The organism is Corynebacterium sp. sy017, assembly GCF_017918135.1.
Lineage (GTDB): Bacteria > Actinomycetota > Actinomycetes > Mycobacteriales > Mycobacteriaceae > Corynebacterium.
Genome location: NZ_RZUE01000004.1, coordinates 48350 through 73087 on the forward strand (window position 1 = coordinate 48350; position 24738 = coordinate 73087).

Sequence of the window (24738 nt, forward strand, 5' to 3'; positions counted from 1 at the left end):
GGAATAAGAATGTTCTTAGCATAATCCGTCGATAAGCAATCCGCTACGCTTTCGACGAAAATCCCTACCTGGGCAGTACGCTACGAACCACCAGAGCTTTTCGACTTCACCATAATTGGGCATAAGACCAGCACACACGCTAGTGCCATGACCACGCTCACTGGCAATTGCACACTAAATGTCGTTGCCAACCCAAAAGCAACCATACCCAGCGGAATAGTTCCTGTGGTCAGGAATTCTTCCCAGTTTGCAAAAGCACGCAGCCTGCCGGGTTCCAGGCTTTGCTGAATCCGAGTATCCCAAGCAATACCGGCAGCACTCATCATAAATGCGGTGCTAAATGCAAGTAGCGCAATCACCATCACGGACCGACTCAGGGAAAAAGATACTACTTGAGCAGCGATAAGCGTCGCTGTGGCGGTCTGCAATAGTGGCCAAGAAAACTTTTGCAGCATACCCATTAGTTGCCCCGCAGAACCTACTACCCCGCCTAAGGCCAAAGCAGTGGAAATAATTGCCCAGCCGGTCGCATCGAAGCGTTGGATCACCAGCGCTGGACCTGCTGCCCCGGAGTACCCCATCAGCAATGTGATACACGCCCATGAACACAAACCCCACACTGCCCAACGAGGAAAGAAACGCATATCACGGATCCGCCTAGGCTCGCTTTCCGACGTCGAGCCAGCACTATATTCCTCCTCATACTCATATTCTTCCTGGATACGAGGATCAATCTTGATGCTGAGCAATAGTGCAATCCCAATGAGGAAAGTGAGAGCGTCGAAAAGCAGAATCGGTACAAACCCGGCTTTGAGAAAGAAAAAGGTAGCGGCAGCGGGTGCCGCGAACATCAATATATTATGCGCCAAATCTGCGGCGGAGTTGAAACGTTGCAAGCGTGACCTGACGACGATATCAGGTGTAATGGCAAAACGTGCCGGCATAAAAAATGACGTAGCGATCCCGTAGAGCAGAGAAGATATACACATTGCCACAATGGAATCCTGACGCAGCATAATCCATGCCACCAGCCCAAGTTGAGCGATAAGACGCACGCTATCAGCGCCAATCAGAATACTTTTGAGTGCAATATGCGGTATTCGACGAAACCCTAGCGTACCACCAAAACGACCAAGCCATAGCGCGATTAGCACTAATGTGAAACCTGTCCCCTGTGGTTCCACTCTCAGCGATTCCAGAATGAATGCGGTGGGGATAAGCACATCACCACAGATAGAAACAAACGTAGCAGCGAAAAATAGTTTCTCTTGGCGAGAGAATGTCTCTTTTGTCTCTTTTATGTGAACCATTCCTTAAAACAAATACAAACAACAACGAGTTTTTTACTCAAAGCACTACATAATCATGTTCTATGTATTACTCTATTGAACTATAGAAAATAAAGATTGTGTATTCGTTAACGACAAACACTACCACTGAACTGCAAAAATACAAGCGTCATCGCCACATAGGCAACTCAACAAAACTAGAAGGAGCGTGGTCGTATGAAACTTTTGGCTATTCGGTACACAGATGAAACAGCGGCTTCTATCAAATTTTATGAGGCGCTAGGGCTTAGCCTCAGCGTCGGAAGTGACGGAGATTCTTGGGTAGAGCTCAGTGGCGACCAGAGCATTCTTGCACTACACACAGCATCAGGCGCGAACTACCCTAAAGAAGGAATTGAGCTGTGCTTCGTCGCCGACACCGCCCTAACCGAAATACAAGAATCACTACAAGCTGCTGGGTTTGATCCAGGCACAATCGTAGAAGAAGACTTCGGCACTTCCCTACGAGTGATTGATCCGTCTGGTTTAGCGCTCCAAATCAACGACCGCTAATTGTAGTTGCATGCACTTTACCAGCTATCAGCGCTGTTTCCGACGGTTCCTCAAGGATTCCGCTAATTTAACAATTGCGAAGTAGGCTGCGCAACAAACAAGCACCACCACAGCAGAGAATACAAAGTGCTCTACCGACGGACTTCGCACGAGAAACGTGACTTGCGTTGCAAGCAAGATTATCAAAAAAGGTAAAAACATTTTAGAAGAATTCCCATGCATGATGATCTCCCAACTCAAAAATTACTTGCCACGGCATATTGTGTATCCATCACGGTTAGCTCTGGGCATAGCCTATACAACTACAGTTAGTATGGCTCACTCCGTTCATGCGGGCAAGTGATTGAGGTAACATTTTATCCATTATTTATCATGTATTAACTTTCCTAGCAGCACCACCCCTCTGACTCGGCAAGTGAACAATCAGCATAAGCGCAAAGAATACTAAGGTCATAGCCGGTATGCGGAACATTTCGTGCGGATAGACCAGTGTGCGCCAACCAAGCATAGACATCATCACCAATTGCGAGGCAACCACCCACCCCAGTGCGTCGCGACGCCAGAGTCCCACAATGATCCCCACAACGATTACAACAATGAGTGCAATGCTAAACGACGTCGTGGTGCTGCCGATTTGATTCGAGAGTGCATCCCCTGCTCGTAACTGCGCTGCGTAGTCAACAATGCCCAAGAAACCAGAAAATGGGATTCCGATATTGCCGCTATCATACTCCTGCTGCTGAGCATCAAAATTACTACGCACATACACCAACCAGCACAATAAACTAAGTGGCCCTATAGCAAGGGCAAAAATTGTCGTCCTTGCCCGCTGCCAAGAAAGGTTATGCTCTACAAGCCATCGCCATACAGTTAGGGCTATCAGCGCCAAAATTGCGAGGCTAAGCTGCTCTTTTGTTAAGCACACTGCAATGCTCAAGGGCATGAGTAGCCATCGCGAACGTCGACTACCATACACCAGAAGTACCAATGCAAGCATAAATACTTGGAAAGGTTCCGTAAGCACCGTAGTGGTAGAAAACAACAAACCCGGGCTCATGGGAACAAGCAGCCCCCACCAAGGACTTCCCCCAAGGCGATAAGCAAGATAGGCAATGCTCATGGCCGCTGCCGCTGCAGACCCTATCGCCAAAACCCATGCAACGGTGTCAAAAAGATGCTCCTGCCCCAATGCACAAACACGGATCAACCACGCATAAAACGGGTGCCCATAGCGATAAGCCGCCAGGTCAATGAGATCATGTGCGCTGCCGCGAGCAAAAGGATCAGCTGCCATTGCCCATAGATATACCCCGTCATAGTGATCTTCCGGGTTAGACGAAAGCCGAAAACTAGGGTCACGTGTTTGGATATAACTAGCTATCGGATCATCTTCGGTAGCATTCATCAATAGTGATGGGGAAAATGGTTCCGCACCTCGTCGTGAAGCCCATTGCGCCAGCAATGTTACGAATGCGCTGAGGATACCGCAACATAGTATGGCGAGCCTGGGATTGGATATTTTCTGTGAAAAGGGCACGCAGCTCATTATGGCATAGAACAATAAGAAAAACCGCCCTGACAAGCAGAGCGGTTTTAATCCTAGATTCTAGGGATATTACTTGATGATCTTGGTAACGCGACCAGCACCAACAGTACGGGAACCCTCGCGGATAGCGAAGCGTAGACCCTCGTCCATAGCAACTGGCTGGATCAAAGTAACAGACATATCTACGTTGTCACCAGGCATAACCATCTCGGTACCCTCTGGCAACTTCACAACACCGGTAACGTCGGTGGTGCGGAAGTAGAACTGTGGACGGTAGTTATCGAAGAATGGGGTGTGGCGTCCACCTTCATCCTTAGAAAGAACGTACACAGAACCCTCGAACTCGGTGTGAGGAGTGTAAGCACCTGGCTTAACAACAACCTGTCCACGCTCAACATCTTCACGCTTAAGACCACGAAGAAGAAGACCACAGTTGTCGCCTGCCTCGGTGTAGTCAAGAAGCTTACGGAACATCTCGATACCGGTAACGGTAGTCTTCTGAGCCTGCTCACGGATACCGATGATCTCAACTTCTTCGTTAACGTTGAGGGAACCGCGCTCAACACGACCGGTAACAACAGTACCACGACCAGTAATGGTGAAGATATCCTCGATAGGCATCAAGAATGGCTTATCAGTCTCACGCTCTGGATCTGGGATAGAGTCGTCACAAGCCTGCATGAGGTCGATGATGGACTGAGTCCACTTCTCGTCACCCTCAAGAGCCTTCAATGCAGAGATGTGGATGATTGGAGCTTCCTCATCGTATTCCTGCTCAGCAAGAAGTTCACGAACTTCCATCTCAACGAGCTCGATGATTTCCTCATCGTCAACCATGTCACACTTGTTAAGTGCAACGAGGATGTAAGGAACACCAACCTGACGAGCAAGAAGAACGTGCTCGCGGGTCTGAGGCATTGGACCGTCGGTAGCAGCAACAACAAGAATAGCGCCGTCCATCTGAGCAGCACCGGTAATCATGTTCTTGATGTAGTCAGCGTGACCTGGCGCATCAACGTGTGCGTAGTGGCGCTTCTCGGTCTGGTACTCCACGTGGGAGATGTTAATGGTAATACCGCGTTCTTTCTCTTCTGGCGCCTTGTCAATAGCGTCGAAAGCGAAAGCCTCGTTGAGATCTGGGTAAGCGTCAGCCAACACCTTGGTAATAGCAGCGGTGGTGGTAGTCTTACCGTGGTCAACGTGACCGATAGTACCGATGTTTACGTGCGGCTTAGTACGCTCGAACTTAGCCTTTGCCACTGTATGTCCTCCTGGACTTCGCGGTGACCACGACTCTCGCAGCCACATGGTTTACAAACACTGTGCTTTCAGCTGCTAATTCGGCAGCCTGGCAAACACAGCACATTACAAAATTGTGCCAGTTACATAATGCTATTCCCACACGCCTAATTTTTCAAGCCGCGCAGCACTATTAGGGAATCATAGCGGGTAACGGCCTGCTCATTACTCAGTTTTCTACAGCAATAACGCACGAACAGAACTCTGAATAATCAGCAGACCACTACCCGATTCGCATTTCCCCAGCAACTGACACGCAACTGAGAAAATGCAGGCAGCAGTACCTAATTAAATTCTAGGCAGTACCATTACGCTCAGCAACAATTTCAGCTGAAACGTTAGTTGGCACCTCTGCATAAGAGTCGAAGATCATGGTGTACTGTGCACGACCCTGAGTACGGGAACGCAAGTCACCAACATATCCGAACATCTCAGAAAGAGGAACCTTAGCCTTCACAACCTTAGCTCCTGCGCGATCATCCATAGAAGCAATCTCGCCACGACGTGAGTTGATGTCACCAATAACATCACCCATGTAGTCCTCAGGAGTGATAACTTCAACCATCATCAAAGGCTCAAGCAATACTGGCTTTGCCTTTGCCACAGCTTCTTTGAGCGCCTGGGAACCAGCGAGCTTGAAGGCCATTTCAGAGGAGTCAACCTCGTGGTAAGCACCATCAAGCAACGTAGCCTTGATGTTTACCAATGGGTAGCCTGCAAGGTAACCATACTGCATAGCGTCTTGGATACCAGCATCCACAGAAGGAATGTACTCTTTTGGCACACGACCACCGGTAACAGCATTCTCGAAGGTGTAAGTTGCACTCTCGCCCTCTTCCAGAGTCTCTGGATCTGGGTTATATGGCTCAAGGGCAATGATAACCTTAGCGAACTGACCTGAACCACCAGTCTGCTTCTTGTGAGTGTACTCGACCTTCTCCACAGCCTTGCGGATAGTCTCGCGGTAAGCAACCTGTGGGTTACCCACATTAGCTTCAACCTTGAACTCACGCTTCATACGATCGACGAGAACGTCGAGGTGGAGCTCACCCATACCACCAATAACGGTCTGACCTGATTCCTCATCAAGCTCAACGGTGAATGTTGGATCTTCTTCAGCGAGCTTCTGAATAGCAGTACCGAGCTTCTCCTGGTCAGACTTAGTCTTAGGCTCGATGGAAACCTTAATCACAGGATCTGGGAAGTCCATAGACTCCAAGATGATTTGGTTGTTCTTATCACATAGGGTGTCACCGGTGGTGGTGTCTTTCAGACCAATGAAAGCGTAAATGTTACCCGCGCGCGCTTCTTCAACAGGGTTTTCCTTGTTAGCGTGCATCTGGAATAGCTTACCGATACGCTCGTTCTTACCCTTGGTGGAGTTAGCAACCTGAGTACCAGGCTCAACAATACCGGAGTACACACGAACGAAGGTGAGCTTACCAAAGAATGGGTGCGCAGCAATCTTGAAAGCAAGAGCAGAGAAAGGCTCATCAACAGAAGGCTTACGAGTGATTTCCTTGGACTCATCACCAACAGCAGTACCGTGTACCTCACCAATGTCTAGTGGAGTTGGAAGGAAGTCGATAACTGCGTCGAGAAGTGGCTGAACACCCTTGTTGCGGTATGCAGTACCACAAAGAACTGGGTAAATTTCAGACGCAATGGTGAGCTTGCGGATAGCACCCTTGATTTCTTCAAGAGTAAGCTCCTCGCCACCAAAATACTTCTCCATGAGTTCTTCATCAGACTCAGCAACAGCTTCAAGGAGCTTCTCGCGGTATTCCTCAGCCTTTTCCTGAAGGTCAGCTGGGATTTCCTCGATTGTAGGCTCAGCACCAGTCTCTACTTTACCGCGCCAAGTAATTGCCTTCATTTCTAGCAAATCGACAACACCGTCGAAGTCATCTTCAGCACCGATTGGAAGTTGCAATACCAATGGCTTTGCACCAAGGCGGTCGATAATGGTCTGAACGGTGTAGTAGAAGTCTGCACCAAGTTTATCCATCTTGTTCACGAAGCAGATACGTGGAACGTCGTACTTAGCAGCCTGACGCCACACCTGCTCGGACTGAGGCTCAACACCCTCTTTACCGTCGAACACAGCAACTGCACCATCAAGAACACGCAAAGAACGCTCAACCTCAACGGTGAAGTCCACGTGACCTGGGGTGTCGATGATGTTGATCTGGTTACCATTCCAGAAACAAGTAACAGCAGCGGAGGTAATAGTAATACCGCGCTCTTTTTCCTGCTCCATCCAGTCTGTGGTGGAGGCGCCGTCGTGAGTCTCGCCTACTTTACGGTTGATACCGGTGTAGAAGAGGATACGTTCAGTAGTAGTAGTTTTACCAGCATCGATGTGAGCCATGATGCCAATGTTGCGAACCTTGTTGAGGTCTTTAAGCACTTCTTGAGGTGCCACGTTATTCCCTAACTGTGTAGCCCAAGCGCCCGAAAGCGCCCGTTATACGGATATGTCTGTTTAGTAATTATTTATCTTGCCAAAAAACTGCTGAACTTTCAGCACGAGTTTAAGCAGACGGAAAAAGAACCCAACCACAGGGCATAACATCTAATGCACTGAGCCATAGATGACGCATACATGGTTGGGTTAGTTTCTGCATAAGATATTTTACCAGCGGTAGTGTGCGAATGCACGGTTAGCTTCAGCCATCTTGTGAGTGTCTTCACGACGCTTCACAGAAGCACCAAGACCATTAGCTGCATCAAGAATCTCATTAGCAAGACGCTCGATCATGGTGTGCTCACGACGCTGACGAGTAAAAGTTACCAACCAGCGAAGTGCAAGAGTGTTAGCACGATCAGGACGAACCTCAACAGGAACCTGGTAGGTTGCACCACCAACACGACGAGAACGAACCTCGAGGTCAGGCTTGATGTTTCCAAGAGCCTTTTCCAAGGTAAGCACTGGGTCGGTACCAGTCTTTTCTTTGCAGATGTCAAGTGCACCGTAGACGATACGCTCTGCAGTGGACTTCTTACCGTCGAGAAGCACTTTGTTTACCAGCTGAGTAACAACCTGAGAGCCGTACACTGGATCTTTAACAATAGGACGCTTTGGAGCTGCATTTTTACGCATTGATTACTTCTCCTTCTTTGCACCGTAACGAGAACGAGCCTGCTTACGGTCTTTTACGCCCTGAGTATCAAGTGCGCCACGGATAACCTTGTAACGAATACCTGGAAGGTCCTTTACACGACCACCACGAACAAGCACCATTGAGTGCTCCTGGAGGTTGTGACCCTCACCTGGGATATACGCAGAAACCTCAATACCAGAGGTCAAACGCACACGAGCGAGTTTACGAATAGCTGAGTTAGGCTTCTTAGGTGTAGTTGTGTAAACACGAGTACACACGCCACGACGCTGAGGAGAACCCTTCAGCGCAGCTGTCTTTACCTTAGCTGCTTTATCGTGGCGGCCCTTGCGAACAAGTTGCTGAATAGTAGGCATGAACCGTCTTTCTGTAATTTTCTTAACGCCCCAGCACTGCACAGTGCAGCACCAATGACTTTTACATGGAAATGACCCCAAACACGACAAAAAAGGGGCTCTTTATCGGGGCCACTTCCGAGATTCCCAGAACATCACGCCTCATGGTTTTACAAGAAATCCATAAGAAATGATGACAGGTTCCCATAGATAATCGGGATCAAAAAGACACACTACCCTATGATCTTGGGATTAACCAAATCATAGGGTAGGCGTCGAAAGTGCAAGGGACATTAGTCTACAAGACGCTGCCCTGTTGTTGACGAGAAGAAATGCTGACCATCTTCCCGAATACGGGCATACACCACAGTACCTGGTTGAGGTGCCACGTGAGGCAACGCACGAACCACAATCTGATCACTCTTTTCCGGATTCTGCTCAGCACCAGAACTCAACTGCCCGCCACCAACAAGACGCCCATACAGATAAGAATCCGAACCAAGCTCCTCGACGAAATCCAACTGCACCGGAATAATGCCCTCGGTAGCACTCGCCGCCTCTGCCTCAGAAACCAACTCCAACGCCTCCGGACGGAACCCAATCACTACCTGGGACTTATCCTCAGCTGTCAAGGCTTGACGCACCTGCTCAGGGACCCGGACTCGTGCTTGCCCTAAAGTGGCATAACCATCATCGTCTAGAGCAAAGGTGCCGATATTCATAGCAGGCGAACCAATGAATCCTGCCACAAACACATTATTAGGGTGCTCATAAAGCTCCCGAGGAGTACCCACCTGCTGCAATTCTCCCTGGTTAAGCACCGCAATACGATCCCCCATTGTCAAAGCCTCAGTCTGATCATGGGTAACATACACCGTGGTAACGCCTAAACGACGCTGCAAACTAGCTATTTGGGTACGGGTTTGCACACGCAATTTAGCATCCAAGTTTGACAATGGCTCATCCATGAGGAACACCTGCGGCTCACGCACAATAGCGCGCCCCATTGCAACACGCTGACGCTGACCACCAGAAAGCGCTTTTGGTTTCCGATCCAATAGCTCAGTCAGATCAAGAGTTTTCGCCGCCTGCTCCACTCGCTGATTGATGACATCCTTAGGCTCACCAGCGATTTTTAGCGCAAAGCCCATATTTTCCCGCACGGTCATATGCGGATAAAGCGCATAATTCTGGAACACCATCGCAATATCGCGCTCTTTAGGCTGAGCATGAGTAACATCACGACCGCCAATCAAAATGCGCCCACTGCTGACTTCTTCCAAGCCCGCAAGCATACGCAAGGTAGTAGATTTACCGCAGCCCGACGGCCCGACGAGCACCAAAAACTCGCCATCAGCAATATCTAAGTTGATTGATTTAACCGAGGGCTCACTAGCGCCTGGGTACACCAATGTCGCATTCTCATAAGTAACACTTGCCATTTTTCCTCCATCGGCAGGAACGTGCCGAACGATCCGTAGTGAAGATAAGTGAAGATTGCAGTTTTAACCACAGTAAGACGTTTACTGTGATACATAACAAACCTAGCAGAAAACAGTTATCCTGTTATATCGTGTTAGGTGTGAATACTCCTGGCACCCCATCCGCACCTTCCGCAGCAGCGTCGACTGCATTCTCAGAAGCACTGCACCCTGCCCCACGCCTGAACTATCGGCAAACATTGCCAGATTTCTTCTGGTACCCAGTACAGCCAGCTCATTCATTTCTGACCGTGCCAGTAGTACAAAAAACTTTTAGCGACGCAGGTTGCCCAGTAGATGCCAGCCTCAGCCCTCGGGAATTTTTTGCGCATATTGAATCCACATTACGCACCCCGGAAACACCTTATGGTCAAACCCCCGTACACACCTATGCCCTGGTGACCATGTACCATCAGCTCATTATTGATCTCGTGGTGTTCCAAAATGATGAAGCGGTCATTAAATCGCACAAAAATATCAGCAACATCTTACGCCTGGCAGCACTGTGCAATTTCATCCTCGGTGACAGCGCCGCACGCATGACCAACCATCTCTACCTTGGAATGCTCTACCACTACAACAAACTCACCGACGCAGCTATCAACGAATTCCGCGCTGCTACCAACTGTGCCGCGCTCTGTTCCTATGATGAACTGAACCTATCTGAGTACCTCTTACCTGATTGCTCCCCACAAAAACGCGAGGAATTGGTACGGGAATTAGGCACTTGTTCACTTGTTCCAGTTGCCAGCGTGGCGCGTCGATTTGCTCAGATTAGCCAGAATCGACAAGAAGCGCAGCAACAGGCTCCGGCACAGACTCAGCAATATACTCAGCAGCAGACTCAGCAACAGGCGCAACCCCAACAGCAGGCGCAGGCTCCTGCTAAACCTACCCCGCAACACACCCACACCACACAGCAACCCAAATCCGCCACAACTCACACAGCCCCGGAAAACAGTGCCCCACAAAAAACAGCTCAAGACGTGCAGAATGAACAACGCTTGCGGGCACAGGCACTCAGTGAGGTCATTATTGATACGCAGTCCATTAGCGAGGCTCACAAATATACCGATGAGCTTTTCGAGGTACTTGAAGGACTCGACAATGACTACGCTGCAGAACTTTTAACAAGCACTGCCGATACCTTGGGCCAGCAAAATAATGCAGAACAACTTGCGGTAAAAGTCTATGACCAATTAAGCCAACTCTATCTACACAACCGCAATCCTATTGCAGCTACTGCCGCAAACTATCGTGCCATTATGACTCTGCGGTCTACCAATGAAAAAGAACATCTACGCGAAGCCTTCGACCGCGCTACCAAAAATGAGACGCTCGCTGCCACAACTGGCGACGCAGAGTCGATCATTAAAGCCAAAATCCTCCTAGCACTGCTCTACATCAATGCAGGACAACCCAAAAATGCCATTGGAAAATTATTAGAGGTCACGGATAATCCTGCGTATCAAAATCTGCGGGAAAAAACCGATCTCATTATGCTGGCACGAGCACAATGTATATTAGCTAAGGCATGGGCACAGTGGGCGGCTACCTTAAATAGAGATAGCCAAAAGGACGCTTTACACTTTTCAACTCAAGCATTTGAGACTGCCAATGCCATTTTCCAGAAGGTCGGGCAGCCCGACGGTGTGGATGTTACCCGCAATCTCTATAACATTTAAGCGCGCGCAACACTCTGGCACGTGCAGCTAGAACGCCACAGCACAAACTTAACGCAACCAGCCCTTATTACTTGGCAGCCATATGAGCACCAGCGCAATAATGCCAATGATCCCGCCAATCCATAGGCGATCGTCGATAAGGAAAAACAAACTCAATACTGACCATATGCTAAGCCCAATGCGCCCCCACTGGTAGCCGCTGAGCATGAAAATTGCGCAAGTGGCGGCAAAGATGAGCGCTACGATACTTAACCCTATGTGAATATCGAAGTTATGTGCATACTGCACATCAAAGAAGAAACGGTTACCTAGCAGGAAAAACAGGTAAATAAAATGCAGCAATGTCAATGCTGTAGCAATCAACAATGCCCACGGCGCATGGAAGATATTTACCCGCCCACGGATGTGATTTGATCCAACAGCCCCCACATATTCCTGCTCAGGGTAGGTAGACTGTGTGCTGCCAAAGCGATAATCATTCTGGTTAATGCCCGTGGTTGCCCGAGTTGGCGCAAATGCTTGGTCACCATTGCGATCATTCCCCTGGTCATAGCCCTGGTTAGGGTTTCTAAAACCACCAAAGGTCATGTTCATTTCCCTCCTGTGAGAATGTTGTAGTCATAGAGCAACCACAATACGGGGTCAGCGCAGCGGAATGGCGCAATGCCAGAACGATCCAAATGCGAACCATGCGGATTATTCCCCAGTGATGACACCGCAAAAAAACGCAATTGACTACCTTGGTCAAAGCCCTGACTAGTCAGCGTGTTAATCAAGCGCTTGGCGTCGAGCCGCACTAAGAGAGAAGAAATCTCATTATGCAATAGTACCTGGTCAGTGCCAGTGTATGGTGGGTCGAGTTCCCGATTAAACGCCGCACCATAATTACCCATGATCTCTGCCCAATCCAGCCCTTGTATCTCCTCTAGCTGGCGCAACGTATCAAACTTAGACAAGGTGACCGCCAACCGAGTACGCGTGCCATTCATCAGATACAGCAGATTATCAAGAACATTCTTCGTCGGTTCCTCATCAGCGCTCTCCACATGGACTTTACCGCGCAGCATTTTCTGGATTTCTTCCACAGTAAGCGGGTCAAAGAGGAAAATAATTTCATGCGCATACTGGAAAAATTCCAGTTGGGCAAGATTCTCCTTGGGCAGCACCTCCAAATCTTCACCCGCGACGTCGCGCAGTACCAAAAAAACTTGGCGCTGTTCGCCTTGAATATCCCACTTTCCAATGTCAAAGATGAGTGGATCATGCTGGTAGGCGTCGCCAGAATTGATGGACGGAGTTGAATTCGGCAAGCCCATCTTCCGATACAACGGATCCTCATAATTATGCGCATAGCTTTCTGCGGTCGACGCATCAGCTGGACGCAACACCTGCCCATAATTTTCAATCATCTGCTCAAGCACTTTGAGCAACACCGCAATGTAGAGTGTTTTTCCACTAGCCCGAGCCCCAGCAAGGGCAATAGTTATGGTCAATGAACCCTGCCAACCTTGCGGCAATTCCCTATCCACAAACTCAGAACGAGTAGCCATAGGATTAGCCAAAGGACGGAAAGTGTAAGGGCACCTAGTTGAGTAGTCGAGAGTCATGAACGCTTACTTTCTACTTTCCTTATTCTTTCCTTATTCAGAAACGACACAAGCATGCACAATATCAGCGTAAACGCCACGCAATGCCTCAGTGTTATTCTCTTTTAACAATGCCACCAACTGCGGACTAAGCGATAACGTTCGAGTACGTGGCTCAAAAAAAGTCTCTTGATCCCGCACACCAAGCACAATACTAAACCCTGCATTCGATTCCGGCTCAGGCTGTTCGTCACGAATACAGAAAGTGGGAACCTCAGGAGCCTGCTCATCACACCCACGCACCACACCAGAACCAATATGCCCTGCACCTTGACCAACCACCTCAGAAACAGCAGTCAATAACTCCGCACTATTATTGGTATAAATAGGCTGATCATTATTTTTATGCGTTTTCCCTGCATATACTGCAATGCCTTTATCAGGATAAAGCGCACCCACCACACCAGTAATAATTTCTGTAGCCACTTCTAACTCAGCAGCCGTACTCTGCGCACTCATCGACGCCGTAGCATCAACAATGAGTTTGAGAACACCAGGAGCAGCCGGAATCTGAGTATGCGAGAAAGTACCACGATTCTTTTCACTCAACACCCCGGCACGCACCATAGCAGCCACACCAGTCATAACCTTCTCGCTGCGAATCCCCTCAGCTTTCACCACAAGGTTCTCCCCCGCAAAAGCCAATGTGCCCACCACAGCACTTTGCCTGCCGTCGAGAGCAATAGGCGGCAGCTCCACTCCTTGTGCTGCAGGGGTTCCCATCTTGCCGCGAATAACCACCACCCGTACCTGGGTTCCAGGACCAAACTCCTCGCTACCTACTGGGTGCAAAGAAATTTTTATCTCCCCACTCCCACCACGTAATTTGAGCAGGCTATCGCGAGCTCGGTTATACTGCGCATCCCCTGTTAATTCAATGCGTATCGGGGTCGACTGTGCCCCAAGCGCGAAGGCCTCAACATCAATCGCACCACGCATAAGAATTTCGGTGCTTTGTCCTGCGCTAAGAGTACGAACTGCCATGATTATTCCTTAAAAATTTGTCGATATATTTCCGGCGATATGCTGCGACCTCATCTGGCGGAGATCACGAGATCCTTGAGATTGCTGTGCTTGCTGTGGGCATTGAACTGGCTCAGAACGCCTAGGAGGTACTGCCACGGGCGCCCCAACCATTCCTTCCTTCACAACACGCTGCACCAACGCAGCAGTATCATGCAGAGGATGGTTGGGCTTTGCCCGCACCATCTCCAATCGTGGCAGCACACTAGCCGTATGCGCATTCGCCAAAAACTCATGAATACGCGCCACATAACGCTGTTGCAATTCCGGCTGCCACGTTTTTACGCACTGCCACGGCATAGACATAATCAAAAAAGAATGTTCTGCCCCCGCACCAGCAAAATAACCAGCTGCACTGGCAGCATAAATGACCAACAACTGCTCTGTATGCTCTGGGCTTAAGTGCTCTGGGGAACGTCGCAAGAACTCTACCACTGCCGACCAGGTATAGCAGAGTGTTTCCTCAGGATAGTGCTCTATAGCATCCAACCATTGCGCGCCCTGATGAGCATTGATGTAGTCGATAACCGGCTGAGCCACATGAACTTCCGACGTCACGCCTCGTTGATTATGCACCTGCGTTCGAGGTGTAGGCGGCGTTTTCTTGTCCTTTGCTTCTGCTATGGGGCTATCCGTCGAGGGTGCGTGACCGGAACTAGCTCCAGAACGTGCTAAGGAATCAGTGACATCAGCAAAAGGATTCGCACCATAGTCGTGATCCTGGTTCTGCGCCAACAAATCAGTGGCTGTGGATCTGCGCTGCGCCTTAGCTGATGGTGCCGATTGCGTTCCTGAAAGGGATGCGTCTAGCGCAACTACAATGGCAAGTGCTGTTGGGTCAGTCCATAACTGCGCACCATACTCAAGTAGTTTCTTCGACTTAGCTGTTTTCTGAATCTGGCGCATATACTCGCCACTGCGTACATAGGACAGTGTCTCTGAGCTGTCGTAATCCACACCAGCAGCAATGTCAATAACTATTGACTCTGTTTCTTGCTCATTCTCCCGCACCTGTGCAACATCACTACGCGGAATCGCAACCAAGCGTGCTCGAGAAACCTTGGCAAGAGTATTCTCTCGCTCAAAAGTGGAAAAGTATAGTTCTTGTGCGGTTTCAGGAGAAAAGCAATACCCGATGGCAGCAATCCACAATGCCGCCTGCTGATGATCAACACCAAGAATAATTCTTTTTTCCCCGCTAGCAAGCGCATCGACGATGACCCCAAGAGTAACAAGCTGTGCAGGTTCCTGGGCAAACAGCTCTCGCATAACTTGCTGCGGGTTAGCAAGGGCACGAGGGTCAGAATCAGGACGAGTGCTCAACTGCGTGGAGCTAAGCTGCACAGAATCAATTTCATTGTTGAATGGCTCAGCAAGTTCTGGTGCAGCGATGAAACTAGCCGGATAAAAAGTTAGCTCAGACTCGCTCGCGTGGGAATAGCGAAAAATATGTGCCGTGGAAAAAACATTACCTGCGCGGTTCGCGGAGTCTTTTCCAGCGGGAACAGAATGAATGAGCACCTTGGCGCGATGTGGCGCTAAAGACAGCCATGCTGTTCGACGCACAAATTGCTGTCTGTCCTTGGCAGAGGCATAGAGCGGAATAGGTGTTTGACTAGCCAGGTGGGTAGGGATTTTGCTAATCACTGAGCTTTTTTCTTCTTCACTCATCTGCCCAATGCAGGTGCCGATCTGCCAACCAGCTCGTTTGCGTGACGATGTGGCTGCAGCAAAAGAGGCATAGGTAAGCGCACCATCACTGCAAATAGTCTGTGTTTCAGGCTCAATCCTTTGCCCAGCGTCGTTATGCGTCTGAGCTTCCGACGCTGTGCCTTGTACCTGCTGTTCCCACTGGTGCTGGGTCTGTGGCTCAGATTGCTGATAAGCATCATGAAGAATACTTGCCATGCTGGCTTTTTCTTCTTCCCAGGACATTTCCCACCTCCTTAAAGCTCTATTGCGACTTGTCTAGCGCGAAAACCAACCGCGTTTTTTGGGTTTTTGCTGCGCTGGTTGTGCTGGTTGTGCTGGTTGCATCGGTTGCGGCTGTTGTGGTTGTTCTAGTGGCCGGACTGTTTCGACAACACGGGTATATTCACTATGCCCATTACCAGGCTGGTAGCCAGTACCTAACCCTGGATCTGCGTACGACGAGGCACCAGGTTGCGCCACAGCACCAGATCCTCCTGCCCCAGGTACACCAGCTGGAGCAGCAGCATGGGCACTGTTGCTCTGGAATACTGCAACATGATCCTTATTGATAAACGTCAATTCATTACGCTCATCAGTTAAAATTTTGCGCACCCCAGCAGCATGAATATCCTCATGCACCATGAATAGCCGAATAAAGCCCGGGCGAGTTATTTCTTTACCAGGAATAAACCATGTGGTTGCGCCCTGCTCATCAGCGCCAAGCTCCTCAGTGGTCAAAATGGGACCACCAATGGAATCAGCGTGCGCATTATCCCATCGTTGTGCGCTTAATTCCACACGATGTCGTTGCGCATAATCCTGTGAGAAAAGCGGCAGTCGATCCGCATTGTGGACAATACGGAATCGCGGTGGGTTGGGGTCACGCGCACCATCGCGCCACACTTTAATGATCAACCCTGGGTTATTGCCAGCTACCGCCTGAATTGTGTAAAGATAGCGCCATAGTCCTGGATAATTCACCACAGTGGGATTTTGGGCACTCTCAATTCTGCCGGCGTCCATGCTCTGCGGGGTGAGCACAATATCTTCACCATTAGCGTTCAGGTTCAATCTGATACCACCATTACGGCGATAATTCTTCTGGGTAATCTCACCAATTTTTGTCCGCTCTAAACCGTTGTGATAACCACCGGTAGAGGTTTTTTCTACTAAAACAGTGCTTGCGCCTAGTGGCCAGTCGAAGGAAATAAGTTGGAACCCAACATTTTCGCGTAATTGCGCCTGCTGTATATCGCCCACGCGTTGCAGCGCACTCGACTGCCCCACAATGGCTTTCTCTCCCAAGATATTGACCGGGGTGACATATACTTCATCTTCACCATCTGGCCACATGAAATAATGATCCACAGACTCACCTGGTGCGTAGTCGTCAAAATCGCGGTAGATAATGGCATTGCTGAGCACCCCGTCGTTCTCTAATGCCTCAATTGGTACTTCTTCCCACGTGAGGTCTTCATTGGGGCGTTGATTGCTCAGATATACGCGCACTTTACCTACCGGTGGCGCATACCAATTCACATAAATCTGAGTGCTTGCGGTGACATCATCTTGTATCTTATCCACCAACTCAAACGGTACTTTTTCCAGCTCACCATCGACATTGACAATATATTCTTTGCTGGTAGGACCATAGTTTTCATTGCCTGACGCGTCGAGTACCCCAGCACAAAAGGCGACTTTGACACTCACGCCACGGTTGTGCGTGCGATAACGGAAAGAACGCTTTGTCACGCCGTCGAAAAGCTCATTTTCGGGGCGGTCAATGCGTCCACGACCCCCCTCCATGACATACACGCGCATTTTATGTAGCCCACTAATAGCTGGCCAGGTGCCCTCAATGACTCCTTGGGCTTCGCTAATCTGAATATCGCACGGCGGGAAAATGCACAGTTGGCGACCAATGAAAATGGGTTGGGCGCGTCTAGCGTCTGCGATATCTTTGCCTACATATGCCCACACTTGGTATTCCATATAGGCATGATGGTCCGGGACAGGATCCTCAAAGGTGGTGTCAGTGGTCACCACCAGTTCTTCTGCGTCATCAGGTGAGGGTTCTTCTGTGAGATAGTCAGTGCGCATGACGCGGTAGAGCACAGTGTCATAGCCGTGGATGGGTTCCCAAACGATTTCCGTGCGCGCTTGGCTATCTGCATTCTCCCGACGATAATTCAGATCATAGGTATTAATCCCTGGTGCCCCAGCCACATCTGCACCATAATCATAGGCGCTAAACTCTAAACCAGTGATGATCTGATCCGCTGCTTGTGCGACTTCCGCTGCCTCTGCTGCCACGATGGCTTCTTCAGGTTCCGCTTCCGACGTTGCAGTTGTTCCAGGGGCAGCTCCAGAATCCTGAGCAGCTGTCAGCAAATGCTCGGGGGCAGCTTGCTGCCGTTTACGCATTATCTCAGGAATAAGATCGCTATGCTCTTCCCCCAATAGTTGCGCTAATTCTTGCTCATCCAACTGCGGCGCACGCATAATTCGCTCTAGCGTGACTTGATCTAATTGCGATAAGCGAAGGTGCAATGTCGAGTTCATAAGCGTCTTTCCTTTATTTGCATATTTGTGCGCTAAGGCTACGAGTGCTTGCGGGGGTTAAATCAAGCCATCAAAATCATCGGCAATATCTGGCAGGGGTGTCTGGAATTGTGCCGATACTGGCGACGCCGTTGCCGCAGATGCACCCTGCTCATTCTGGGTAGTTGCCTCCAATGACGGCAACTCTAGCGCTGTGGCTGCACGAGAATGATCAGTGCGTTGCTCAGCTGCAAGCTGGAAATATCCCAAGTCGGTGAAGGCACCATATTCCACCACGGTTAACGACTCAGAGAGAGAATCGCCAACATTATGGCGAGCTAATACTCGGATATGCGGATCTACCTCAGCAGCACCATTGTTCACCCCGTCGCTGGTGATGATCTTATGGTTAAAACTGCTGTTGAGTTTGCCTGTTTCTAAGCGCACCATATCGGTATTGAGCGCACTATGGGATATTTTCTGCTCATAACTGGAATTATGAGTACGCAAGAAATTCAACCCATACTGCCATGCTTGCATACCACGCTCGTGCCCAAATACGCCAGTATCTTCAAGACACGCCTGTGCAACTGCTTCTAATTGCGAATTGTGCCCTGATTGCCCATAGAGCGTAACGTTTTCTCCACCATAATTTGCCCGCTTCATCGACTGCTCTAACGCCTGGCTAATGATAGTGTCATAGGCTTGTTCGACCCAGCCAATAGGATAAATCTTGGCACGAATGTGCTCGACCGCATTATTTATTTCTTCTGCACTCGCCTTGCTAGTGCTGATGTGGGTATTGCGTGGTAACCCTGATTGTGCCACGCGGCTCAAACTACGCTTGTGGTCTTGACGACCAAAAGGCTGCGTAAGCACCCTGCTCAAAATAGCCGACCACGCAAAGAATTGCGCATAGGCACCCGAAGTTTTCTGCACCTCCGCTATAGCGCGCTTGAGGTCTTCGGTAACGATCCGTTCATTTTCACTGAGCACTTTTTTCGCCTCAATGACGCTAAAAATTCCTTGGTTAGCTTTGGCAAAAACAATAATCTGCCACAGCAACATCAAGACAGAAAAAACAATGCCAAAGAGCAAGGTGCGCTGCCAGGTAAAGAACTCATTGCTCAACGCCCATGATTGCTCAGCGTTATAACAGGACGCGCAGAGATAGCCCAGCAAAACCATACCCACGAACCAGATAATTTCTATGATTCGCAATTTTCTTGCCAGTTCTTTGACCTTTGCCGCAATGTCCGGCAATTGTTCTAGGTGCTGCCTTATGCTGCGCAAGTCATCACTACACGCCTGGGCTTTCACCCTGGCTTCTTCTACTTTGGTAGTGATTTTCTCGCCAATTTTCCAAGCGAAACTACGCGCAGCTTGGTTTTGCCAATGCCCAAAATCTTGGCGCAATTTTTGCACCCCAGCGTCAGTGGTGTGGCTGGCAGCATAGTTGATTGCCTCTTGGTAGCGCTTGGCACCTTCGGGGTCAAAACCGTAGATTTTGGTTTCGGGCAAACTACCGCCGAGCACATTGCTCAATGTTGGGTGGTAGCCGTCGAAAGCCTCGGTGTAAGCGGGAACAGAAAAACGCGCATCGGATACGATCGCTGGAATTTGGTTTAAGGTCAAGCGGAGATCAGAGTCAAAGCGCTCTTTGCCATCAACCAGTGTTTTGGCTGTGTCGGTATAGGCGCGCCAGAAACCACTGAGCGAATCTTGTTGTGCCAGCTCAATGTGATTATTTTTAATCGCTGCGTTGACTTTTGTGGAGGCGTCGTTGAGCTCTTGGATTGTTGATTTGCGGCGACCAGAATGCTTCCCGACGATCACCTCGATATTAGAATCGCCACCATAGAGCAGGTTCTGAATATGCTCCGCCGTTTTTTGGGTAACAGTTGCCGAGAAACTCTGAATCCATGAGGTTGGGCTGCCAATGACTGCCTGAAAGAAAAACTTAAAAAATTGTTTGAGCATCTCAAAGCCACGCACCTGGATATTTTGCGCATATGCTGCCGGAGTGCGTGGTAGCACGAACTGAGCTGCATTGTTATGCATGAGTGTCTCAGACATAAATTGGGTGGCTCTGTCGTCGTCATCGACATTAACAATGTGCTGCCCATTGGTCAGAGCAGGATAGGGCAAATTATGATCTAGGTCGAATACTTGCTGGTAGATTTCATTTTCTACTGCTGAGGCATCCACATACTGATGGTATGTTCGCACCAAACGGGCGTGTTCAGCAGAAGACACGGTACCACTGTTTTTGATGTATTCCAGATAAGGTGCGCAATCGGCAGTATTCCACAAACCAGCCAGGTTTGCGATTGCTGTGGCAGTATGCGGGGCATTGAGATAAGTAACATCATCTTTTGGCGATAATGGCGTCTCTGAATCCTCGGGCGACACAATCAGCGTATGCCCTTGGAACTCCTGGATAGGTGCCGGCTGTTCAAGATTTGGCACTACGAGACGTACCACAGGAATATCTTGGTTTAAGATTCTGCTGCATTCAGCCCGCCAATCACTGACCCGACGCATAATGTCGTCGTAATTGCGGTAGGCGGAGTTAGTTACCGTATCCCCAGCAAGTTCCAGATAGATAATGAAATAGTTATCTGCAACCGACTCACGCCAACCTTGAGAAAGCGACTGCTTGCGAATACGCAAGTTCCCCTCAGCATCAGTATCAATGTTGTCGACGCTATCCATATTGTCTAAGTCTGCCCACAAGAATTTGCGGGTCATACCCAATGCTTGCAGATCGACAAGACTGCTGCGCACTTTGCGAGCATCACTACCGCTGCCGAGGATAAGGGTCGTCGCTGCGCTCATAGGAAATCACCCTCTGCATCACCAAAATCTGGCAATTGCGGCAAACTAGAGTCATTATGCTGCACAGGGGTAGCACTTGGGCTAAAGCTCTGCTCTGGTTGGCTCGCCTTAACTTTCGCTTCTGCCAACCACTGCTGTAGCTCACGCGCCATCTTAAAGGTATCGGGAGCTACATCGTGGAAAAGCGGCATCATCTTTGCGACGTTACGATCAGTCACATCAGCAAAAGGTTTTTGGGTACTGCCAGTACCAGGCACAAAGGCACCGTCGGTAGTTGGAATAAAGTCCAACGAGAGTTTTTCATACTTCTTAAAATACGACAGTGCTGCTTCGTAGCGTTCTTCCAAGGTTGCCGGAGCAGGATTATCTGTTCCTAAAGGTGGCTGTTGACCAGTACGCAACCACGCAGCAAGGACACTGACCACAGAGCGGTTGATATCACCGGTGGTTGGTCCTTCGATGCCGTTGTCATAGAGTCCACGCAGCACATGATATGGGCGCATAGAATCTGCAATGGCACCCCCAGGCGGCACATCATGACTATTGGCATAGGCCAAAAGCACAGACTCGAGAATCGCTGGCATCCAATCATAGGACTTGCGGAAATAACGAGGTGGGGTCAGCAATTGCTTCGGGAAACTCAACCACCGAGTATTTTCCTCATCCCAAATATAGGCACACGCTTGTTCCGTACCAGGATTATCAATGTAGATACGCTTGAGCGCCATACCAATGAGCCAACCAGCAACCATAGCTTCACGCTCTTTGTTGGTCAGTGGCAATGCTGCTGGTAGTGGTCGTGAGCGACGCAATTCCCAGAAGGATTCTTTATTAGAACGACTATTCCAGTCATGGGCAATATGCGGCAACAAAGAAGAAAATACCAGCGGAGTATAGGCAGGATAAGCACCAAAAACTTCAATGGAACGTATCTTGCGTGACTGCGTTTGGGCATCGTCGAACGTGGTTTTTGTCGTTGCGTCGATATTGCTATCGCCTTTGAGGACTTCTCGCAAAATATCGCCAGTTTCTGTCGCCTCGAATGGGATTTCAGAGAAACTATAACGGTACTGCACTTGTGCTTGCCCTTTATAAGCGCGCGCCACCATATCTGTTGAGACAGCCGCCAACGGACGCGCCTTTTCGATCGCCTCACTAAACGCAGCGCGCAAGCGTGCAATTCGATGAGAGAAATCAGCGTCATTAGCAGCATTATCGCGACTGAGATAGGTGCGCAAGTCCAGCTCGATGAAATCAGAGAATGGCTTATTGGGTCGCTGAATCCACAACCGTGCACGATCAAGCAAATCATATGGACGCAAGCGAATCTCAAAGGTCGCTTTACGCGTCTCTCGACGCTCCCCAACCCCACCAATAGGCTCAACCAGAGAACGAGACACCCACCCCATGCGGTTACCCACTACCGCATCAGCTGGTAGTTGCGGCGCAAGCGTATCATTAGGTGCCTTAACTGCCGACTCAGTCTCCCACTTGCCCAAAATAATTTCTTTAATCGCAGAACGAATCGCATCAGCTGTATATTTCTCGTTTTGCGTGGACATAATATGCGCCTCATAATCATGCCCAAAATTCTCCACTTTAGAAATAACAATTTCATTTGCCGAACCAAAGAAGCGCTTATCGACGCGCTCATCATCGTCACGAGGCCAATCCTTAGGCTCATAAGTGGTGACATCAGCAAACTTGGACGGAGTCTTAACCTTCGCCTCCGCTGCATTGAGATCAGCATGGATATTACTCAACGACTTCTGCAATGGCGCAAGTGCCGACACCGCAAAATCCTGCAACACTGGCGCTAACTTTCGGGCAAAAGCACCAGCAACAAAATGCGTAAACTGATTGCGATATGCATCAATCATGGCGCTGACCAGCTGCGCACTATTATTGACCGTGCCCTTACCATTGAGCGGCTGCAAATGCGCACTCAACTCAGCCGGTTGCGCAGTAACCCGCATATTCTGCACAGATTCACCGCGCTTATTGACAAACTCCACCAAGTTTTCCTGAATAGCCTCTCTGAGCCTATCGACGAGTTTCTCAGTATAAGGCACACCAAAACGCGCAATCTGCTGCTCGATATTGGCAACAAAGGTATTAGCAAGCACATCGGCATAGCGATGTACGGCACGATAAGCGACATCTTCGACGATAGCGTGCATTTCTCGATCAAGGCGAGGGTCGTTAATGCGCGCCAGGATAGTATCGTGCCAATCACGAGATTTCAGACCATCACCATTAGGAATGCTCTCACGCATAACTGCATTCATGCGCGCAATAGCTTCATTGCCTTCTTTACCAAAGATGTTAAAGATCCAGTTATCCACTTCGCCCTGGGATAATTGTGAGCGGTACAGTCCCTCAGGTAACCCAGTATCTTTAAGGAATAATGGGTAGTAATCGCGTAGTTTGGCGTCGAGCTGCTCAGTACCAGTGGCATCACTATCAGCGTCAATATGCCCGTGCAGCAGGCGCTCAAAAGCAGAACGAGAAAGACGTTGTGCTGAGTATTCAGCATAGCGATCACGGCCCATAGATAATTGCGCATACCCCATCGAACCCCACGGGATAAAATCAGCACTTGGATCATGCGGATCACCCCAACCGTGTAGTCCACGGTCAGAGGCAATAACACCAGTGTTGGCTAGGGTATAAGACTTAAAGGAACGAGACGCCTTTTCCGAGCTCATCAAAGCGGCCAAAGCGCGACCAAGACCGCGGTACACAGAATCTGCGCTGCCGTCGCCAAAGGCGGTGCCTTGCCCACCCATGCGCGAACCGATAGGAATCATGCGCCCAATGGAAGAACGCTGTGGGCTACCACCAATGCCCAGTGCACGGAATAGGCGCGCATCGTGTTCCACAGCAGTACCAAATTGTGCTGCAATTGCCTCGCCGAATACTGCCAAAGCATTAGGCCACTGCCCGATGGATTGGTCTTTTGCTAAAGACTCGAACACCTCTGGGGTATACATGAACGCCACTGTTTCTGTAGGCTCGACGCCATCAATAGTGGTCAGAAGGCGGCAAATATCCAAGAACATGGAGGCACCCGCACCACCAGCCATAGACGAGATCACAAAGATCAGTGGTTTCTCATTATCCATGGGGGTGGAGTCATTATTGTATTGGATATTTAGTTCTTGCAGCTCACGACTACCATTTTTAATACGCTGCAAGGCTTCTTCGAGCTGAGCACGCACCTTGGGCAAAGACTGGATGGTTAGCATACGACCAATACCGCGGAACTGACCAGCACCCGCAGAAATAGGAGTGTCCCGAGTCTCTGGGGAACGACTTGCCCAGGTAGCAATCTCACCAAGAGCTTTTTTACTACCAAGCACTTGCGACAAGCCCTTATCAAAAGCAGCATAATTCTGGCTTGCTCCTACAGAGACGTAGGTACCACCAGCATCAGTAACATTGGGCAATCCCTGAGGACCAGCTTCAGGCACAATAGGAACATCAACAGTAACGAACTGCCAGGATTCCGGCAGCTTAGTCCGATGAGGATCAATAGTTTTTAGGAACGCTTTGAGTTGGTCCATCATATAGGCCTGGGTAGCAGCACCTGATCCACCACAACCTACTACTAAAAACTTCTTCACTTCTTGTTTTCTCCTTTGAGTCACTGAGCTGAGCCATTGAGCGTGTTACATAGATCGCCTACT

16 protein-coding genes are annotated in these 24738 nt (G+C 49.5%); 2 read left to right on the forward strand and 14 right to left on the reverse strand.

The genetic code is table 11. The features are described 5' to 3' along the window. Positions 1-80: 80 nt before the first annotated feature. Positions 81-1310 (reverse strand): MFS transporter, encoded by a 1230-nt coding sequence (locus EML15_RS08835; RefSeq protein ID WP_144275426.1) that lies wholly within the window; start codon positions 1308-1310, stop codon positions 81-83. A 195-nt stretch (positions 1311-1505) separates the two neighbouring features. Here EML15_RS08835 and EML15_RS08840 point away from each other — a divergent pair, with 195 nt between their 5' ends. Further along, complete coding sequence (locus EML15_RS08840) at positions 1506-1841, forward strand: VOC family protein (protein WP_144275425.1); 336 nt, start codon at positions 1506-1508, stop codon at positions 1839-1841. A 370-nt stretch (positions 1842-2211) separates the two neighbouring features. Here the strand turns inward: EML15_RS08840 and EML15_RS08845 are convergent, their stop codons facing one another. From EML15_RS08845 to ugpC, 6 genes are all read right to left on the reverse strand, one after another. After that, positions 2212-3378, reverse strand: a complete 1167-nt coding sequence (locus EML15_RS08845; RefSeq protein WP_144275423.1) for a hypothetical protein — start codon at positions 3376-3378, stop codon at positions 2212-2214. A gap of 78 nt (positions 3379-3456) precedes the next feature. Further along, positions 3457-4647 (reverse strand): elongation factor Tu, encoded by a 1191-nt coding sequence (gene tuf / locus EML15_RS08850; protein ID WP_144275421.1) that lies wholly within the window; start codon positions 4645-4647, stop codon positions 3457-3459. Positions 4648-4981: 334 nt separating this feature from the next. Beyond that, the gene (fusA, locus tag EML15_RS08855) at positions 4982-7111 is read right to left on the reverse strand and encodes an elongation factor G (protein ID WP_144275419.1); all 2130 of its coding nucleotides are present in this window, start codon (positions 7109-7111) and stop codon (positions 4982-4984) included. A gap of 210 nt (positions 7112-7321) precedes the next feature. Then, on the reverse strand, positions 7322-7789 hold the full coding sequence (rpsG, locus tag EML15_RS08860; RefSeq protein WP_144275417.1) for a 30S ribosomal protein S7: 468 nt from the start codon (positions 7787-7789) through the stop codon (positions 7322-7324). Positions 7790-7792: 3 nt separating this feature from the next. Then, positions 7793-8164 carry a 30S ribosomal protein S12 gene (rpsL, locus tag EML15_RS08865; RefSeq protein ID WP_144275415.1) on the reverse strand — a complete coding sequence of 124 codons (372 nt, stop codon included), beginning with the start codon at positions 8162-8164 and terminating at the stop codon, positions 7793-7795. Positions 8165-8436: 272 nt separating this feature from the next. Then, positions 8437-9585 carry a sn-glycerol-3-phosphate ABC transporter ATP-binding protein UgpC gene (ugpC, locus tag EML15_RS08870; protein ID WP_144275413.1) on the reverse strand — a complete coding sequence of 383 codons (1149 nt, stop codon included), beginning with the start codon at positions 9583-9585 and terminating at the stop codon, positions 8437-8439. Between the two features lie 140 nt (positions 9586-9725). Here ugpC and EML15_RS08875 point away from each other — a divergent pair, with 140 nt between their 5' ends. Further along, positions 9726-11309 carry a hypothetical protein gene (locus EML15_RS08875; RefSeq protein ID WP_144275411.1) on the forward strand — a complete coding sequence of 528 codons (1584 nt, stop codon included), beginning with the start codon at positions 9726-9728 and terminating at the stop codon, positions 11307-11309. A 48-nt stretch (positions 11310-11357) separates the two neighbouring features. Here the strand turns inward: EML15_RS08875 and EML15_RS08880 are convergent, their stop codons facing one another. The 7 genes from EML15_RS08880 to EML15_RS08910 form a co-directional block, all read right to left on the reverse strand. After that, a complete protein-coding gene (locus tag EML15_RS08880) occupies positions 11358-11903 on the reverse strand; it encodes a hypothetical protein (protein ID WP_144275409.1) in 546 nt (181 codons plus the stop codon). After that, entirely contained in the window at positions 11900-12859 is a 960-nt protein-coding gene (locus tag EML15_RS08885) for a hypothetical protein (protein ID WP_246858241.1), read from the reverse strand. The genes EML15_RS08880 and EML15_RS08885 overlap by 4 nt, the downstream gene beginning before the upstream one ends. Positions 12860-12949: 90 nt before the next feature. Next, the gene (locus EML15_RS08890; protein ID WP_144275406.1) at positions 12950-13939 is read right to left on the reverse strand and encodes a hypothetical protein; all 990 of its coding nucleotides are present in this window, start codon (positions 13937-13939) and stop codon (positions 12950-12952) included. A gap of 9 nt (positions 13940-13948) precedes the next feature. After that, entirely contained in the window at positions 13949-15913 is a 1965-nt protein-coding gene (locus EML15_RS08895) for a hypothetical protein (protein WP_144275404.1), read from the reverse strand. A 33-nt stretch (positions 15914-15946) separates the two neighbouring features. Beyond that, positions 15947-18232 carry a hypothetical protein gene (locus EML15_RS08900; RefSeq protein ID WP_144275403.1) on the reverse strand — a complete coding sequence of 762 codons (2286 nt, stop codon included), beginning with the start codon at positions 18230-18232 and terminating at the stop codon, positions 15947-15949. A 57-nt stretch (positions 18233-18289) separates the two neighbouring features. Continuing rightward, complete coding sequence (locus tag EML15_RS08905) at positions 18290-21049, reverse strand: hypothetical protein (protein ID WP_144275401.1); 2760 nt, start codon at positions 21047-21049, stop codon at positions 18290-18292. After that, complete coding sequence (locus EML15_RS08910; RefSeq protein WP_144275399.1) at positions 21046-24675, reverse strand: tubulin-like doman-containing protein; 3630 nt, start codon at positions 24673-24675, stop codon at positions 21046-21048. The genes EML15_RS08905 and EML15_RS08910 overlap by 4 nt, the downstream gene beginning before the upstream one ends. Positions 24676-24738: the final 63 nt, after the last annotated feature.